Consider the following 16136-nt stretch of genomic DNA (forward strand, 5'->3'; position numbering starts at 1 on the left):
GGCGTCCTGTCGACCACCCACCCACCGTCGACCTCGTACGGCGCTGGAAACGGGAATCTCCCGCCTTTAGCTTAGGCGGGGGAGGATGTCAACGGCAGGGTTCGAAGAGAGTGTCGTCCAGGTTGAGCGCGAACCGGACGCCGTTGAAGTTGGCGGCGTTGTCGGCAGCGCAGAACGACGAGGTGGTGAGCTTGTACTCGGCCTGGAAGACCGGCTTGCCCGCGGCGATGTACTGGTCGAGGCCGTAGGAGCCGTTCTGCGCCGTGGTGCATTCCTTGTACTGGTTGCACTGCTCGTTGAGCGCGCCGTCGAAGTACGGCAGCAGGTTCGGGATCTGCTCGTTGTCGTTCTTCTGCAGGACGCTCAGGCCTCGGGCGTGCGAGTCGTTGGCCAGTATCGCGTTGTAGTAGAGCTGGTCGGCCGCGGTGAGCGTAAAGCCCGTCTTGTTGAGGTAACCGTCCACGTTGTCCAGCTCAACCATGTCGAAGCCCTTCTGCTTACACATGTCGAGCCGGGCGTCCATGATGGACCGAAGAACGCTGTTGGCGTTCTGGATCTCACGGATGTCGAGCCACTTCTCGCCGGGCCATCCATTGTTGCGCCCGAGGACCGCCGCCGGGAACTGCGCGGCGTCCGGCCGCCAGTCCTCCCATGAGCCCGCGGAGAGGTAGCAGACGGCCTTGATCCCAGCGGCGTGCAGCGAGGCCACGTCGGCCGCGCTGTTGTTGAACCCGTCGACGTTGTACATGGACACCGGCCGGTAGGGCGCCTTCGGGACGACGGAAAGCACCCAGTTCCAGCTTGTTTTCAGGGATGGATGCCAGCACCCGACGCAGGGGACGGGGGCCGGTGGTGCGGGCGCCGCCGCGGCGGGCGCGGTGTTCAGGGCGGCGAGCGTCGCGGTCGCGACCAGGGACGCGGCGGCGAGAGCAAGAGAGGTGCGAAGACGTGTCATGAAAGACCTCCGCTGATGGTGCGAGGCTGTTCAGCACTCGACCCCGGCCCCGTGGCCGGGCCCGTGGCCGGCGGCGGGGATCGAACGGCCGCCACCGGCCAGCACTCGCGTTCGAGCGATTAAAGCAAGGGGTACGCGCGGACGTCGATAACCCACTCACAAGTGCACATCTTTCGATGAGCGTTTGGATGCCTGGGCAAGTTCGTGATCAACGCGAATCGGAGGTAGCGACCGTGACGGTGACTCCGGTGGCGGAGATGGCGGCCAGCGCGGCCGGGTCGGCGCTGGCGTCGGTGACGAACTCGTCGATGTCCTGCAGCGCACAGATGCGGGCGAGGTGGACCCGGCCGACCTTGGAGCCGTCTGCGACGACGATGACGCGCTGCGCCTGGCGGATCATCGTGGCGTTCGTGTTCGCCTCGATGTCGTCGTGCGTCGTCAGGCCGGCACGCGCGGAGATCCCGTCCACCCCCACGATCGCCACCTCGATGTTGAGGCCGCCGAGGGTGCGGTCGGCGATCGGACCGACCAGCTCATAGGACTGCGTACGGGAGACGCCACCGGTCATGACGAGCTTCAGCCGAGGACGCAGCGCCAATTCGGCCGCGATGTTGAGCGCGTTGGTGACGACCGCCAGATCGAAGCGGTCGGCGAGCAGGCGCGCCACCGCGTGGGTGGTGGTGCCGCCGGTCAGTCCCACCGTGAGCGGCCCGTGCGGCAGTCGGGAGACGGCCGTCCGCGCGATCGCCAGCTTCTCGTCCCGGTGCTGACCGACGCGGTAGCGGACCGGCAGCTCGTAGCTGACGTCGGCCGCGATGGCGCCGCCGTGCGTACGGTTGAGGAGCTTCTGGTCCTCCAGCGTCTGCAGGTCGCGGCGGATGGTCGCGACCGAGACGGCGAACTCCTTCGCCAGCGCCTGAGCGTCGACGGAGCCGTCGCCCGAGATGCGGTCCAGGATCGTCGACACCCGGTCGGCGCGACGCAACGTGCTGCGAGCCATGCGAGCCCCCTGCCACTGATGAACACGAACGCGCAATCAAACTAGTTCATTTCCGCGCGTTTGACCAAGAAGGGCTTGCCAGGCCGCTCAGGTGGGGCAGAAAATCCGCAGATGGCTGTGATCACTTTCCTCGGCGCGGGCAGCGTCGTGTTCACTCGCGAGCTGCTCGCCGACATCCTGTCCTTCTCCGAACTGCGGGACGTGACGCTGTCGCTGCACGACATCGACCCCGAGCGGCTGGCCACAGCCGAGGCGATCGCCCGGCGTACCGCGGAGCAACTCGGGGCGAGCCCGAAGATCCGCACCAGCCTCGATCGGCGTACCTCGCTCGAGGGCGCGACCTACGTGATCAACGCGATCCAGGTCGGCATGTACGCCGCGACCGTCCGTGACTTCGAGATACCGGCGAGGTACGGGCTGCGCCAGACGATCGGCGACACCCTCGGCGTCGGCGGCATCTTCCGCGCTCTGCGCACGTTTCCCGTGCTCAAGGGCATCGCGGACGACATGCGCGAGACCTGCCCGGATGCCTGGCTGCTCAACTACACCAATCCGATGGCGATGAACATCGGCTACCTCGCGGCGGTGGCGCCCGACCTCAAGGCGGTCGGCCTGTGCCACTCCGTCTACTGGACCGTACGCGGACTGTGCGAGGTGATCGGCGTTCCCTTCGATGGCGTGAGCTACCGCGCCGCCGGCCTCAACCATCAGGCCTGGCTGACGCACTGGACCAGGGACGGCGAAGACCTCTACCCGCTCCTCGACGCGGCCATCGCCAAGGATCCTGAGCTGCGCCGGCGCGTACGCGTCGACATGTACCGGTCGCTCGGCTACTACCCCACCGAGACGAGCGAGCACTCCGCCGAGTACGTGCCGTGGTACCTGCACCACGACGAGGAGGTCGCGCGGCTGCGCGTCCCCGTCGGCGACTACCTGCGGATCAGCCGCGAGAACGTCGAGGAGTACGAGCGCGTACGCGACGGCCTCAAGGCGGGCGAGTTGCTGCCGATCGAACGCGACGCCACCGAGTACGCGCCGCAGGTGATCCACAGCATCGAGACCGGGACGATGCGGCGTATCCACGCGAACGTCCGCAACACCGGACTGGTCACGAACCTGCCGCGGGACTACGCCGTCGAGGTCCCGTGCGTCGTCGACGAGCAGGGCGTACGCCCGGAGTATGTCGGTGACCTGCCGATCCAGTGCGCCGCGCTGAACCGGAACTTCGCCGCGGTCGGTGAGCTCACCGTCAAGGCCGCCGTCACCGGCGATCCCCGTCTGGTGCGCCTCGCCGCGCAGGTGGATCCGAACGCCGCCGCGACCCTGACGGTGGACGCGATCTGGGCACTCTGCGACGAACTGACCGCCGCGCACGGCGAGCTGATTGCCGATGAGTTGCGCGTACCGGTGCGCCGCTAGGCAGGGAAGCACTTGAAACGCGCAAGTAGAACTGTTCATTTGAACGTTCGTCATTGATTATCGAGCAGAAACGAGCATACCCTCCCGCCATGAACGTGACCGGCTCCGAGATCCACAGCCAGCCCGCCGTCTGGCGACGGGCGCTCAGCGACGACAGCCTGATCGAGGCAGCCCGCGACATGCTTGCCGCCCCCGGCGAGCGCGTCCTCGCCATCGGCTGCGGCACGTCGTGGTTCGTCGCCGAGGCGTACGCGGCCCTGCGCGAGGGGGCGGGCTTCGGCGAGACGGACGCGGCCTGCGCCTCCGAGGTGACCGGTACGCGCGCCTACGACCGCGTCGTGGTCTTCAGCCGCTCAGGTACGACGACGGAGGTGCTCGAAGCGCTCGGCAAGCTGCCGCAGTCCGTGCGCAGAACGGCGGTCGTCGCCGTGGCCGGCACTCCCGTCGCGCAGCGCAGCGACGACGTGCTCGTCCTCGACTTCGCCGACGAGCGCAGTGTGGTGCAGACCCGCTTTCCGACAACCGTGCTCGCCGTTGTGCGTACCGTCCTAGGGGAGGAATGGGCGGTCGACGCGGACGCCGCGCTCGCCGCGGACCTGCCCGCCCAGCCGGCCGATGTCGACCATGTTGTTTTTCTCGGCACGGGCTGGACGATCGGCCTGGCGCACGAGGCGGCGCTGAAGGTACGCGAGGCCGCGCAGGCGTGGTCGGAGTCGTACCCGGCGATGGACTTCCGGCACGGCCCGATGGCCGTCGCCGGTCCGCGCAGCCTGGTGTGGGTCTTCGGGCCCCTGCCTGAGGGCATGGCGGAGACGGTCGCCGCGACCGGAGCGCGGCTGCACCATGACGGCCTCGACCCGCTCGCGGGGCTGGTCCTCGCGCAGCGGTTCGCGATCGCGTTGGCCGCACACCGGGGCCTCAACCCGGACGAGCCGCGGTTGCTCACGCGTTCGGTGATCCTGGCACGCACCTGATCTCGCATCCACCCCGTGAGGTAAGCCATGAAGAGCTTCTGGAACGCCCGGCGCCGCGCCCTCGGCGGTGCCGTTCTCGCCCTCGGCCTGCTGGCCGGCTGCATGAGCGCGACGCCGATCGACAACTCGAAGGACGCGGCGGCGGGCTACGACCCGAACGCCGACGTCACCATCACCTGGTGGACCGGCCAGTCGAAGGACGCCGAGACGCTGGCCGAGAAGCTCGCGGCCGAGTTCCACGCCTCGCACCCACACATCACGGTGAACACGTCCGCCGGCGCCTCCACCACCGATGAGCTGCTGACGAAGCTTTCCGCCGGGTTCGCGAGCGGCACCTACCCCGACATCTCGTACGCCTACGGAAGCTGGGCCGGGCAGCTCGCCGCGAGCGGGCGTACGCAGAACCTGACGAAGTGGGTCACCGATCCGCAGATCGCCTGGGACGAGGTCCCCGAAGCGGCACGCACGACGGCCACCGTGGACGGAAAGGTCATCGGTGTACCAGCGCTCGTCGACAACCTGGCGCTCATCTACAACAAGACGCTCTTCGACGCCGCGCATCTGGCGTACCCGACCGACCAGTGGAGCTGGGACGACTTCCGGGCCGCCGCGAAGAAGCTGACTGACACGTCGAAGAACCTCTACGGGACGGCGTACTCGGTGTCGGGCGGCGAGGACACGACGTGGCACCTGTGGCCGCTGCTCTGGCAGCACGGCGGCAAGATCGTCGACGGGGACAAGCCGGCCTTCAACTCCGATGCCGGGGTCGCCGCCCTGGAGACGCTGCGTCAGATCGCGGTCGACGACAAGTCGATGTACCTCGACCAGACCGACGAGAAGTACCGCCAGCTCTTCAACGCCAACCGCATCGGGATGATGATCTCCGGCCCGTGGGAGCTCTGGGACCTCGCCAAGGCGAAGGTCAACTACGGGGTGGCGTACCTGCCGGGGTTCAACGGGGACCACCAGACGATCTCCGGCCCCGACGTGTGGGTCATGTTCGACCACGCCGACCCCAACCGCGCCGGCGCCACGCGTACCTTCCTGCAGTGGCTGACCAGCAAGGAGACCGACATCCGCTGGAACCTCCCCAACGGCAACCTGCCGCTGCGCTCGTCCGAGTCGGGCAGCAAGGAGTTCCAGGACTACTGCGCGCAGTACCCCGGAGCCCAGAAGTTCTTCGACAACCTCGCCAACGCCAAGCAGGCCCGCCCGACGATCGAGGGGTACCCGGAGGTGTCGGGCTACGTCGGCCAGGCGGTCTCGTCGGTCCTGCAGGGTGCGTCGAAACCCAAGGAAGCCCTCGACAAGGCGGCTCAGCAGGCCGCCGTCACGCTGCGCAGCTGAGGCACCGATGACGACCTTCGCACTCTCGAGGGGCCGCGCCACCACGGTGCGGCCCCCCCGCAAGCCGAGGCGGGTACGCAGGGCACTCACCGGCTGGACCTTCGTCGGCCCGGCCGCCATTCCCGTCCTCGGGCTGTCGATCTTCCCGGCGGTGTGGGCGTTCCTGATCTCGCGGACGAAGTGGAACGGGATCGCGCCGGCGAAGCCGGTCGGCTGGGGCAACTACGAAACGATGGTGCAGGACCCGCAGGCCGCCGCCGCAGTCGGGCACACGCTGTGGCTGACCGCGCTGTTCGTGCCCGCCTCGATCCTGCTCGGCATGCTCATCGCGATCGCGCTCAACCAGAAGATCAGACTCGTCGCCTTCTATCGGACCTGCATCTTCATCCCCTACGTCGCGTCGGCGGCGGCCACCGGCATCCTCGCCAGCTTCGTCTTCAACCCGCAGTTCGGCGCGGCGAACGACGTCCTGCGCCGGTTGCACCTGCCCGCCCAGCAGTTCCTGGAGAGCCGGTCGCAGGCCCTCGTCGTCATCGCCGTCATCGCGCTCTGGGGCGAGATCGGCTTCACGGCGGTCATCTACCTCGCGGCGTTGCAGGACGTCCCGGTCGCGCTGATCGAGGCGGCCACCGTGGACGGCGCCGGGAAGTGGCGCGTCTTCTGGCACGTCATCCTGCCCCAGCTGCGGCCGGTGACCGTCTTCGTCGCGGTGTGGCAGACGATCACGGCGGTCCAGCTCTTCGACCTCGTCTACACGACGACCCGCGGCGGCCCGCTGCAATCCACCGAGACAGTCGTCTACTACATCTACAAGCTGGCGTTCCAGACGCAGCGCTTCGGCTACGGCTCCGCGATCGCGTACGGGCTGTTCGCCGTCACGATCCTGCTGACCCTCGGCATCTTCTGGTACTCGCGGCGCTCCAGGATGGAGGCGTTCTGATGACCGCTCCCGCCCACCAGACGACCGCTCCCGCCCACCAGACGCCGCCGACCTCGCCTCGGCGCTCCCGCCGACGGCGGCTGCCGTTCAGCCCATGGCACCTGCTGCTCATGCCGATGGCGCTGCTGTTCGTGCTGCCGCTGGCACAGATGATCCTCACGTCGTTCATGTCCGACAAGGAGATCAACCGGTTCCCGCCGAAGTTCATCCCGACGTCGCTGCACCTCGACGGCTATACCGACCTGTTCACGCAGTCGCACATCCTGCGCTGGCTGCTCAACACGATCGTGGTGGCACTCATCGCGATCGTCGCGCACCTCGTGCTCTGTTCGCTCGCCGGGTACGGCTTCGCCCGCCTCTCCTTCCCCGGCAAGAACGCGGGCTTCATCCTCATGCTCGCGACCGTCATGATCCCCACGCAGCTGCTCATGATCCCGACGTACCTCATGTTCGCCCAGCTCGGCTTCGTCGACACGCTCGCGGCCGCGTTCGTGCCCTGGCTCGCGACGGCTTTCGGTGTCTTCCTCATGCGCCAGTTCTTCCTGTCGCTGCCCGCGGAACTGGAGGAAGCCGCCGCCATCGACGGCGCCTCCACCACGCAGATCTTCTTCCGCATCGTGCTCCCGCTCGCCCGACCCGCGCTCGCGGCGCTCGCGCTCCTCACACTGCTGTCGTCCTGGAACGACCTCATCTGGCCCCTCGTCGCCATCAGCGACGAACGCTGGTACACCCTTCAGGTAGGACTCACGATGTTCCAGGGCACCAGGCGTACGCAGTGGTCGCTGTTGATGGCGGGCAACGTGGTCGCGACGCTCCCGCTCATCATCGCCTTCATCGTCGCCCAGAAGCGTTTCATCGCCACCATGAGCTTCACGGGGCTGAAGGGATGAGCGATCTGCTCGTCGTCGGCGACGCCAACCCCGACCTCGTGCTGCGCGGCGACGTCGTGCCACGCTGGGGCCAGGCCGAGCAACTGCTCGACGCCGCAGAACTTGTGCTCGGCGGGTCCGCCGCCATCACCGCTACCGGCGCCGCACACCTGGGCGTACGGGTAAAGCTGCTGGCGGCTGTCGGCGACGACCTCTACGGCACATTCGTGCGGGAGGCGCTCACCGCACGCGGAGTGGACACCAGCGGCCTACGTGTCGTCGCCGAGCCGACCGGTCTCTCGGTGATCCTCTCCACGCACGATCGGACGATCCTCACGCTGCCCGGCGCCATCGGTGCGCTTCGTGCGTCCGACGTGGACCTGGCCGGCGTCCGCCACCTGCACGTGGCCTCGTACTTCCTCCAGCCGCGCCTCGCCGCCGAGCTGCCCGACCTCTTCGCCCGGGCCCGGTCGCTCGGCATCACGACGTCGCTGGACACCAACTGGGACCCCGCCGGGCGGTGGGACGGCGTACGCGACGTCCTCGCGTACACGGATGTCTTCCTGCCCAACGAGGTGGAGTTGACGGCGATCACGGGCATCGAGGACGCGCGCGCGGCGGCTACGGCTCTAGGGACCACCGTCGTACTGAAGGCGGGTGCGGCGGGTGCGCAGGCGTGGTGGCCGGGCGGTTCGTGCAGCGCGCCGGGGCTGGCCGTAGAGGTCGTGGACACGACCGGGGCGGGCGACAGCTTCAACGCCGGATTCCTCGCTGGTTTCCTTGCCGGGCAACCGATCGAGCGCTGCGTCGCGATGGCGGCCACGGCCGGGTCGCTGTCCACCCGAGCCGCGGGCGGAACAGCCGCCCAGCCGACCCTCGCTACCCTCCTGGCCATAGTTGACCATGAACTTCCGGTGGGCGGCGGGGAAGGGGAGCCGGCATGATCCTGACTGTCACCCTCAACGCCGCGCTCGACGTCACCTACCAGGTGCCGGCACTGCGGCCCGGGCACGCCCACCGCGTCGGCCAGGTCATCACCCGCGCCGGAGGCAAAGGCATCAACGTCGCCCGGGTCCTGCACACCCTCGGCGAACACGTCATCGTCTGCGGCCTGGCCGGCGGCGCCACCGGCGCGGAGCTCACCGCCCTGCTCGCCGCGGAAGCCATCAGCGCCGACCTCACCCCGATCACCGGGCAGTCCCGGCGCACCGTCGTCGTGCACGACGGCCAGCAGGCGACCGGGCTGTGGGAACCCGGCCCCACCGTGCTGCCCACCGAATGGGCCACCTTCCTCGATGGTTTCCGTACCTGGGCCCGGCAGGCCACCGTCGTGGTGCTGTCCGGCAGCCTGCCACCCGGGCTGCCCGACGACAGCTACCGGCAACTCGCCGTCATCGCCAAGAACGCCGGCGCCTGGGTGCTGCTCGACGCCGACCGTCACGCGTTGCGCCACGGCCTGACCGCCGAACCCGACCTGATCAAACCCAACGCCACCGAGCTCGCCGAGATCACCGGCCTGCCCACCGCAACCCACGCCCAGGCGCTGCACGCCGCGCAGGTACTGCGGGCCGGCCGCCGCACCGCGGTCGTCGCCTCGCTGGGCCCGGCCGGGCTGGCCGCGTACACCGGCGATGGGGCCTACACCGCGGTCGTGCCCGAACCCGTGGCCGGAAACCCCACCGGCGCCGGTGACGCCGTCGTCGCCGCCCTCGCCGCGGGGGTTGCCCACGACCGGCCGTGGCCGGTGCTGCTCACCGACGCCGTTGCCATCTCCGCCGCCGCGGTGGCCGCCCCGGCCGCAGGGGAGTTCTGCGCCAGCACCGCCACCCGCCTACGCGCAGCCGTCACCGTCACCCGAGCCGAAATCGCCGCCACCGGCGACCCGCATCGAGGAGCACCCGAGCATGCCACTGACACCCACCGGTGAGATCGTCGCGGCCGCCGCTACCCGCCGCCACGCGGTGGCCGCGTTCAACGTCATCACCCTCGAACACGCCGAAGCGATCGTCACCGGCGCCGAAAGTGCCGGCCAGGCCGTCATCCTGCAGATCAGCCAGAACGCCGTGGCATTCCATCACGGCAAACTCGGCCCCATCACCGCCGCCGCGGCAGCCGTCGCCGCCAGCGCGGCGGTCCCCGTCGGCCTGCACCTCGACCACGTCACCAGCGAAGCGCTGCTGCACGAGGCGCCCGCGCACGGCTACACCTCCGTCATGTACGACGCCTCGGACAAACCCCACACCGCCAACGTCGCCGCCACGCTCGCGGCCGCCCGCTTCGCCCACGAACACGGCATGTGGATCGAAGCCGAACTCGGCACCGTCGCCGGCAAAGACGGCGCGCCTCCATTGCCCGCACACGCACCCGGCGCCCGCACCGACCCCGACGAGGCGGCCGCCTACGTCGCGGCCACCGGCGTCGACGCCCTCGCCGTCGCTGTCGGCTCCAGCCACGCCATGACCGACCGCACCGCCGTCCTCGACCATCAGCTCATCACCGCACTGCACCACGCCGTCAGCGTGCCGTTGGTGCTACACGGCTCCTCCGGCGTCCCCGACCAGCAACTCCGTCAGGCCGTCGCCGCCGGCATGGTCAAAGTCAACATCGGCACAGCCCTGAACGTCTCCTACACCCAGTCGATACGCGACTTCCTGACCGGTGACGCCAACCGTGCAAAACCCACCGTCGACCCGCGCAAGTACCTCACCCGCGCCCGCGAAGCGGTCACCAGCACCGTCGCCCACTTCGCGACCCTGCTGGCCAACCCCCCATCAGGTGGTCGCCGGTCGGCGGCCGGGCCGTCAGGTGAATCGGTCACGCTTCAATGTTGAACCGTTGCAGCAGCGCCGGCGCGACCAGCCCCACGGCGGCGAGCACCGCGATGATGGCCATCGCGGTCCGCAGCACGACTGTCTCGGCCTTGCTGCCGGTACGCAGCGCGATGCTGTTGGGCACTCCGATCATCGTCCACATCCGCCGCTTGATCGGGATGGGCCAGAGGATCGGCACCCCGGCCTTGGTGATCATGTCGCCGAGGATGTGCACGAAGCTGCCCACGGCGACCGCGGTGCCGATGAGCGGATAGCCGCGGTCGCCGGGAAGGTTGACGAAGGTGAACCAGGCCGCGACCGCCGAGACGATGGTGATGATCACCCAGCCGGCCCGCTCGGCCCACTTGTCGAAGAGCCCGCGCAGCGCCAACCCGATCATGAAGAACAGGATGCTGACCACCGCCCACTTGCCATAGTGGGCGCAGAGCGCGGTGGTGCCCCAGCCGATCAGGGCGGTGAACGGGAGGGTGTGGGTGAGCGTCCGGTGCCCGTTGTTGCGCTTCGGATCATGGCTGAGCTTGGTGGCGTAGTAGACGCCCAGCGAGATCTTCTCCATCACCTCGGCGAGGAAGAGGCTGACCACGCCGAAGGTGTGCGCCACGGTGGCGCCGCCCTGGTTGCTGGTCACCTTGCCCGACAGGTCGAGGTCGGGGAAGAGCGCCCCGCCCGCGCAGACCGCGGTGCCCACCGCCAGCGCCAGCGGCGTCTGATGGTAGTCGGCGAACTGGTCCAGCGCCCAAGAGCCGGTCAGCCACACCGCCGCGCCGGACAGCGCGTGGGACGGTCCCATCATCTCGGTTCGTCCTCCACAGAGATCTTGATCGAGAAAACGAGATCACTTTAGTCACGTCGCGGGTCGAGGGGATCACCCGGACGGTCCACTGGGGAGGGGCACCGGACCGGTCCGCCGGGGCACCGCCGGACCACCAGGAAGTATGCCGCCCCGGGCCGGTCGCCCCGGGCAACTGTCGGCAATGGGACGCCCTGGCGTCGGCCGGGCGGGTGGTGCGGACGGTCCTGGGTGGTAACAGCGCGCGTCAGCGGATCCGGCGTACGCGCAGCAGTTCGGCGACCGACCACGCCTGGAACGGGCAGCCGGTGGCGGCGTGCGGCGCGGACCCGTCGGCCGTCTCGCTCACCGAGCCCAGGCCGAACTCCACCAGATGCCCCTCAAGCCCCACCATCAGGTCGTCGGTGGGCAGGCCGGTCCGGCGGTACGCGTCGACGAACGGCCCGATCAGCCACGGCCAGACGGTGCCCTGGTGGTAGGCGGAGTCCCGCTCGGCGGGCCCGCCCCGGTGCCGGCCTACGAAGCCGGGGGCGTCGGGCGCGAGGCTGCGCGGCCCGAGCGGGGTCGACAGGCCCTCGGCGATGCGGCGCAGCGCCGCGTCGTCCGGTTCGAGCGGGGCGTACGGCAGCGACCAGGCGAGCAGCTGGTTGGGGCGGAGCAGGTCGTCGTCGTGGTGCGCCGCCGCACCGTGGGGGTGCCCCGGGGCGGGCGCGTCCACCACGTCGTGCAGCCAGCCGGCCGGCGCCGGGAACCGGGCTCGGAAGGCCGTGGATGCCTTCGTGTGCAGCCCCCACAGCGCGGTGGCGTCCCGGCCGAGCAGCTCGGTCAGCTCGGCGAGCCCGGCCAGCCCGTTGACCCAGAGCGCGTTGACCTCCACCGGCTTGCCGGTACGCGGGGTCACCGGCACGCCGTGCACCCGAGCGTCCATCCACGTCAGCGCGGTGCCCGGGGTGCCGCCCTGGGTGATGAGCCCGTCGGCCGGGTCGGCCTTGATGCCGTACCGGGTGCCGGCCAGGTGCGCCTCGATCACGGCGTGCAGAGCGGGCAGCAGCTCGTCGCCGAGGTCGGTGTCGCCGGTGGCGGTGACGTGCCGGTTCACCGCGTGCAGGAACCACAGCGTCGCGTCGACGGTGTTGTACTCCACCCGCCCGGTGTCGGCGGTGTTGGACAGCATCCCCTCCGACAGCGTCGCCGTGTAGGCGCGCAGCAGCTCGCGGCCCTCGTCGGCGCGGTTGGTGCACAGGAACAGCCCCTCGTAGGAGGTCATGGTGTCCCGCGACCAGGCGCCGAACCACGGGTAGCCGGCCACCACGTCCGGCCCGGCGCCGGTACGTACCACGAACGCGTCGGCGGCCAGGACGAGGGTGGCCTCGACCGGGTCGTGCGGTGTCGCGGCGGCCACCACCGCCCGGTTGCGCCGCCGGGCCGCCTCGACCAGCGCGGTCGCCGGCGGCGGCTCCTCGGCCAGGTCGTCCGCCCAGGCCAGCACCGAGACCGTGGCGCCCGGCTCGTCGAGCGCGCCGGAGAAGCGGCCCGCGTACCAGAGGTCCTCGTCCGGGTTCAAACCGCGCGCCGCCTCCTCCCGGTGGTGTACGCCCAGCCACCATTGCCCCTCGGGCGTCCAGTCCGGCCCGGCCAGCCGGAACGCGCCCTCGATCACCGCCCCGCCGGCCGCCGGCTCCACCCGCGGCGCCGGCCCGTCCGCGCGGCGCTCACCGTGCGCGTCGCGCCAGGTGCAGGCCGCGGCCAGGTCCAGCCGGGCCGGGCCGCCGGAGATCAGCCGGTGCACCACCGCCACGCAGGGCCGGCCGTACGCCATGGCGATCTCCCGTTCGATCACCACGTCGCCGATCCGCCAGCGCCAGCGGGGCAGGCCGTCGGTCAGGTCGAAGCGCTCCAGCAGCTCGAACCCGCGCGGGTCGACCGCGCCGGAGGCCCACTCGTGCGCGCCCAGCCGGACCCGCTGCCCGGAGGGCAGGGTCACCGTCGGGTCCAGGCTGACCAGGCCCACCCGGCGGGATGCGGCGGTTTCGCCGGCCACCACGAGCAGCCCGTGGTAGCGGCGGGTACGCAGGCCGCTGACCGTTCCCATGGCGTAGCCGCCCAGGCCGTCGGTGAGCAGCCACTCCCGGGTCGCGGAGGCGGACAGGTCCCCGCAGACCTGCGGCGCAAAACGAACGTCGATCAAGTTTCCTCCACCGGCGGCGAGGTGCGACGCGCCACGACGACAATGACCCGTGTGGTGAAGTATCCCGGTGGCGTCGAAGATGTGCAGGTGATCACTGAGCGCCCGATTTCCGTGAACCCCGACCCCGAGCGGCACCGGCTCGCCCAGGCCGACGCCGGGGCGCAGGACTGGCGTGCATGGGGCCCCTATCTGTCCGAGCGGGCGTGGGGGACGGTACGGGAGGACTACAGCGAACACGGCACGGCGTGGGACTACTTCCCCCACGATCACGCGCGGTCCCGAGCCTACCGGTGGAGCGAGGACGGCATGGCCGGCGTCTGCGACGACCGGCAGACGTTCTGCTTCGCTCTCGCCCTGTGGAACGGGCGGGACCCGATCCTCAAGGAGCGGATGTTCGGCCTCGGCGGCGACAGCGGCAACCACGGGGAGGACGTCAAGGAGTACTGGTGGTACGAGGACTCCACCCCCACCCACTCGTACATGCGGTGGCGCTACCACTACCCGCAGGCCGCCTTCCCGTACGACGAGCTGGTGGCGGTGAACGCGCTGCGCGGCCGGGAGGACACCGAGTACGAGCTGGTCGATACCGGGATCTTCGACGACGACCGGTACTGGGCGGTGACCGTCGACTACGCCAAGGCGTCCCCGACCGACCTGTGCATCCTGATCACGGTCGCCAACCAGGGCGACCAGGATGCCAGCCTGCACGTGCTGCCCACCCTGTGGTTCCGCAACACGTGGGCGTGGGGGTTGCCGGGCGGGGACCGGGTGCCGAAGCTGGTCGGCTTCGAAGCCGGCGCGAGGCCAGGCCCCGCGGCAGGCGCCCGGCTGGTCGGGGAGCACTGGGTGCTCGGGCAGCTGCTGTTGGAGGGTGACGGTGAGCCCACCCCGCTGCTGTGCGACAACGACTCGAACGCCGAGCGGCTGTGGGGGCTGCCCGGGCGGTCGCCGTACCCGAAGGACGGGATCAACGACCACGTGGTGGCCGGCGCGGCCACGGTCAACCCGGACCGCGAGGGCACCAAGGGCGCTTTGCACTACGTGCTGGACGTGCCGGCCGGTGGGCAGCGGCAGATCCGGCTGCGGCTGACCCGGACCGGCCCGCCGCCGGCGAGCGTGCCGCCGCCGCCGGCCGACCTGGGCGACGACTTCGGCAGCGTGCTCTGGGCGCGGCGCGCCGAGGCCAACCGCTTCTTCGACAGCGTCATCCCGGCCGAGGCCAGCGCGGACGAGGCGCTGGTGGCCCGGCAGGCCATCGCCGGGCTGATGTGGGGCAAGCAGTTCTACCACTTCGACGTCGAGCGGTGGTTGGCGGGCGACCCGGGCTCCACCCCGCCACCGGCCGGGCGGCGGCACGGCCGCAACAGCGCCTGGTGGCACATGAACAGCTTCGACGTGATCTCCATGCCCGATCCCTGGGAGTATCCCTGGTACGCGGCGTGGGATCTGGCCTTCCACTGCGTCACCATCGCCCGGGTCGACCCGGGCTTCGCCAAGGACCAGCTGCTGCTCCTGCTGCGGGAGTGGTATCTGCATCCCAACGGGCAGATCCCGGCGTACGAGTGGGCGTTCGGGGACGTGAACCCGCCGGTGCACGCCTGGGCGGCGTTGAAGGTGTTCGAGATCGACGGCTCCCGGGACCACGAGTTCCTGGCCCGGGTGATGCACAAGCTGCTGCTGAACTTCACCTGGTGGGTCAACCGGAAGGACACCGGCGGCAACAACGTCTTCGAGGGCGGTTTCCTCGGGCTGGACAACGTCGGCCCGTTCGACCGCTCGGCCGCGCTGCCGGTCGCCGGAGTGCTCGAGCAGTCCGACGGCACCGGCTGGATGGCCATGTACGCGCTGAACCTGCTCGACATGGCGATCGTGCTCGCCGAGCATGACCGGGCGTACGTGGATGTCGCCACGAAGTTCTTCGAGCACTTCGCGTACATCGCCGCCGCCGCGTATGAGCAGGGCCTCTGGGACGACGAGGATGCCTTCTTCTACGACGTGCTGCGGCTGGCCGACGGCACGAAGGTGCCGCTGAAGGTCCGCTCGGTGGTGGGGCTGCTGCCGCTCGCGGCGACCACCCGGCTCACCGCGCGTACCCTGCACCGGCTGCCCGAGCTGGGTGCCCGGCTGCGCTGGTTCCTCACCAACCGCCCCGAGTACGCCGACGTGATCGGCGCCCGCCGCATCGGCCCCGACGGCCGGCAGCAGCGGCTGCTGTCCATGGTCGGGCCGGAGCAGGTGGTCCGGCTGCTCGCCCGGATGCTCGACACCGACGAGTTCCTCTCCGAGTACGGCCTGCGTACGCTGTCCCGCGCCCACCTGGACAAGCCGTTCACGGTCACCCTCGGCGGGCAGGAGTTCAGCGTCGGCTACGAGCCGGCCGAGTCGACCAGCGGACTGTTCGGCGGCAACTCCAACTGGCGCGGCCCGATCTGGATGCCGACCAACTTCCTGCTGATCAGCGCGCTGCGCGACTACGCCGCCTTCTTCGGCGACGACCTGCAGGTGGAGTACCCGACCCGCTCCGGGCAGAAGCGGACCCTCGACGAGATCGCCGACGACCTGTCCGCCCGGCTGATCTCGCTGTTCACCCGGGACGGCTGGGGTCGGCGGCCCATCTACGGCGCCTGCCAGCTCTTCCAGACCCACCCCGACTGGCGGGACCTGATCGCCTTCCCCGAGTACTTCCACGGCGACAACGGCGCCGGTCTCGGGGCGTGGCACCAGACCGGGTGGACCGCGCTGGTCGCCGACCTGATCCTCACCTTGCGCCGCTGACCGTGGTGGCCGGCGGAAACCCGGATGTCGCGCCCGTCCGGCGGGCAG

Annotated in this window: 13 protein-coding genes; 9 read left to right on the forward strand and 4 right to left on the reverse strand. The window is 70.1% G+C overall.

The features are described from left to right. Positions 1–88 precede the first annotated feature (88 nt). Together ACNAW0_RS25885 and ACNAW0_RS25890 are read right to left on the reverse strand one after the other, a co-directional pair. Positions 89–955: an endo alpha-1,4 polygalactosaminidase gene (locus ACNAW0_RS25885; protein ID WP_416290619.1), complete on the reverse strand. Its 867-nt coding sequence runs from the start codon at positions 953–955 to the stop codon at positions 89–91. 208 nt (positions 956–1163) lie between these two features. Beyond that, positions 1164–1955, reverse strand: coding sequence for a DeoR/GlpR family DNA-binding transcription regulator (locus ACNAW0_RS25890; RefSeq protein ID WP_416290620.1), 792 nt, complete (start codon positions 1953–1955; stop codon positions 1164–1166). Positions 1956–2066: 111 nt separating this feature from the next. Here ACNAW0_RS25890 and ACNAW0_RS25895 point away from each other — a divergent pair, with 111 nt between their 5' ends. The 8 genes from ACNAW0_RS25895 to ACNAW0_RS25930 all read left to right on the forward strand — a co-directional run bounded on the left by ACNAW0_RS25895 (position 2067) and on the right by ACNAW0_RS25930 (position 10335). Then, a complete protein-coding gene (locus ACNAW0_RS25895; RefSeq protein ID WP_416290621.1) occupies positions 2067–3374 on the forward strand; it encodes an alpha-glucosidase/alpha-galactosidase in 1308 nt (435 codons plus the stop codon). 89 nt (positions 3375–3463) lie between these two features. After that, positions 3464–4348 (forward strand): SIS domain-containing protein, encoded by an 885-nt coding sequence (locus ACNAW0_RS25900; RefSeq protein ID WP_416290622.1) that lies wholly within the window; start codon positions 3464–3466, stop codon positions 4346–4348. A gap of 27 nt (positions 4349–4375) precedes the next feature. Continuing rightward, positions 4376–5695, forward strand: a complete 1320-nt coding sequence (locus tag ACNAW0_RS25905) for an ABC transporter substrate-binding protein (RefSeq protein WP_416290623.1) — start codon at positions 4376–4378, stop codon at positions 5693–5695. A gap of 7 nt (positions 5696–5702) precedes the next feature. Then, positions 5703–6635, forward strand: coding sequence for a carbohydrate ABC transporter permease (locus tag ACNAW0_RS25910; protein ID WP_416290624.1), 933 nt, complete (start codon positions 5703–5705; stop codon positions 6633–6635). Positions 6636–6751: 116 nt separating this feature from the next. Beyond that, positions 6752–7525, forward strand: a complete 774-nt coding sequence (locus ACNAW0_RS25915; protein ID WP_416290625.1) for a carbohydrate ABC transporter permease — start codon at positions 6752–6754, stop codon at positions 7523–7525. Next, positions 7522–8448, forward strand: coding sequence for a carbohydrate kinase family protein (locus tag ACNAW0_RS25920; RefSeq protein WP_416290626.1), 927 nt, complete (start codon positions 7522–7524; stop codon positions 8446–8448). Before ACNAW0_RS25915 ends, ACNAW0_RS25920 begins: the two co-directional genes overlap by 4 nt. Beyond that, the gene (locus tag ACNAW0_RS25925) at positions 8445–9431 is read left to right on the forward strand and encodes a 1-phosphofructokinase family hexose kinase (RefSeq protein ID WP_416290627.1); all 987 of its coding nucleotides are present in this window, start codon (positions 8445–8447) and stop codon (positions 9429–9431) included. Before ACNAW0_RS25920 ends, ACNAW0_RS25925 begins: the two co-directional genes overlap by 4 nt. Further along, positions 9409–10335 (forward strand): class II fructose-bisphosphate aldolase, encoded by a 927-nt coding sequence (locus ACNAW0_RS25930; protein ID WP_416290628.1) that lies wholly within the window; start codon positions 9409–9411, stop codon positions 10333–10335. The genes ACNAW0_RS25925 and ACNAW0_RS25930 overlap by 23 nt, the downstream gene beginning before the upstream one ends. Here ACNAW0_RS25930 and ACNAW0_RS25935 read toward each other — a convergent pair. Both ACNAW0_RS25935 and ACNAW0_RS25940 read right to left on the reverse strand, forming a co-directional pair. Further along, positions 10319–11128, reverse strand: a complete 810-nt coding sequence (locus ACNAW0_RS25935) for a metal-dependent hydrolase (RefSeq protein WP_416290629.1) — start codon at positions 11126–11128, stop codon at positions 10319–10321. The genes ACNAW0_RS25930 and ACNAW0_RS25935 overlap by 17 nt on opposite strands. Before the next feature lie 244 nt (positions 11129–11372). Next, a complete protein-coding gene (locus ACNAW0_RS25940) occupies positions 11373–13313 on the reverse strand; it encodes an amylo-alpha-1,6-glucosidase (RefSeq protein WP_416290630.1) in 1941 nt (646 codons plus the stop codon). Positions 13314–13355: 42 nt separating this feature from the next. Here ACNAW0_RS25940 and ACNAW0_RS25945 point away from each other — a divergent pair, with 42 nt between their 5' ends. Continuing rightward, the gene (locus ACNAW0_RS25945; protein WP_416290631.1) at positions 13356–16088 is read left to right on the forward strand and encodes an MGH1-like glycoside hydrolase domain-containing protein; all 2733 of its coding nucleotides are present in this window, start codon (positions 13356–13358) and stop codon (positions 16086–16088) included. The last annotated feature ends 48 nt before the right edge of the window (positions 16089–16136 follow it).

Origin of the sequence: Micromonospora sp. SL1-18, assembly GCF_047921505.1 — a bacterium.
In the GTDB taxonomy this organism is placed as follows: domain Bacteria; phylum Actinomycetota; class Actinomycetes; order Mycobacteriales; family Micromonosporaceae; genus Micromonospora.

Excerpts from the sequence above, each read along its gene's own strand:
- ACNAW0_RS25900 (WP_416290622.1), top strand. The coding sequence starts at position 3,464 with ATGAACGTGACCGGCTCCGAGATCCACAGCCAGCCCGCCGTCTGGCGA.
- ACNAW0_RS25935 (WP_416290629.1), bottom strand. The coding sequence starts at position 11,128 with ATGATGGGACCGTCCCACGCGCTGTCCGGCGCGGCGGTGTGGCTGACC.
- ACNAW0_RS25915 (WP_416290625.1), top strand. The coding sequence starts at position 6,752 with ATGGCGCTGCTGTTCGTGCTGCCGCTGGCACAGATGATCCTCACGTCG.
- ACNAW0_RS25890 (WP_416290620.1), bottom strand. The coding sequence starts at position 1,955 with ATGGCTCGCAGCACGTTGCGTCGCGCCGACCGGGTGTCGACGATCCTG.
- ACNAW0_RS25920 (WP_416290626.1), top strand. The coding sequence starts at position 7,522 with ATGAGCGATCTGCTCGTCGTCGGCGACGCCAACCCCGACCTCGTGCTG.
- ACNAW0_RS25945 (WP_416290631.1), top strand. The coding sequence starts at position 13,356 with ATGACCCGTGTGGTGAAGTATCCCGGTGGCGTCGAAGATGTGCAGGTG.
- ACNAW0_RS25905 (WP_416290623.1), top strand. The coding sequence starts at position 4,376 with ATGAAGAGCTTCTGGAACGCCCGGCGCCGCGCCCTCGGCGGTGCCGTT.
- ACNAW0_RS25925 (WP_416290627.1), top strand. The coding sequence starts at position 8,445 with ATGATCCTGACTGTCACCCTCAACGCCGCGCTCGACGTCACCTACCAG.
- ACNAW0_RS25910 (WP_416290624.1), top strand. The coding sequence starts at position 5,703 with ATGACGACCTTCGCACTCTCGAGGGGCCGCGCCACCACGGTGCGGCCC.
- ACNAW0_RS25895 (WP_416290621.1), top strand. The coding sequence starts at position 2,067 with ATGGCTGTGATCACTTTCCTCGGCGCGGGCAGCGTCGTGTTCACTCGC.
- ACNAW0_RS25930 (WP_416290628.1), top strand. The coding sequence starts at position 9,409 with ATGCCACTGACACCCACCGGTGAGATCGTCGCGGCCGCCGCTACCCGC.
- ACNAW0_RS25885 (WP_416290619.1), bottom strand. The coding sequence starts at position 955 with ATGACACGTCTTCGCACCTCTCTTGCTCTCGCCGCCGCGTCCCTGGTC.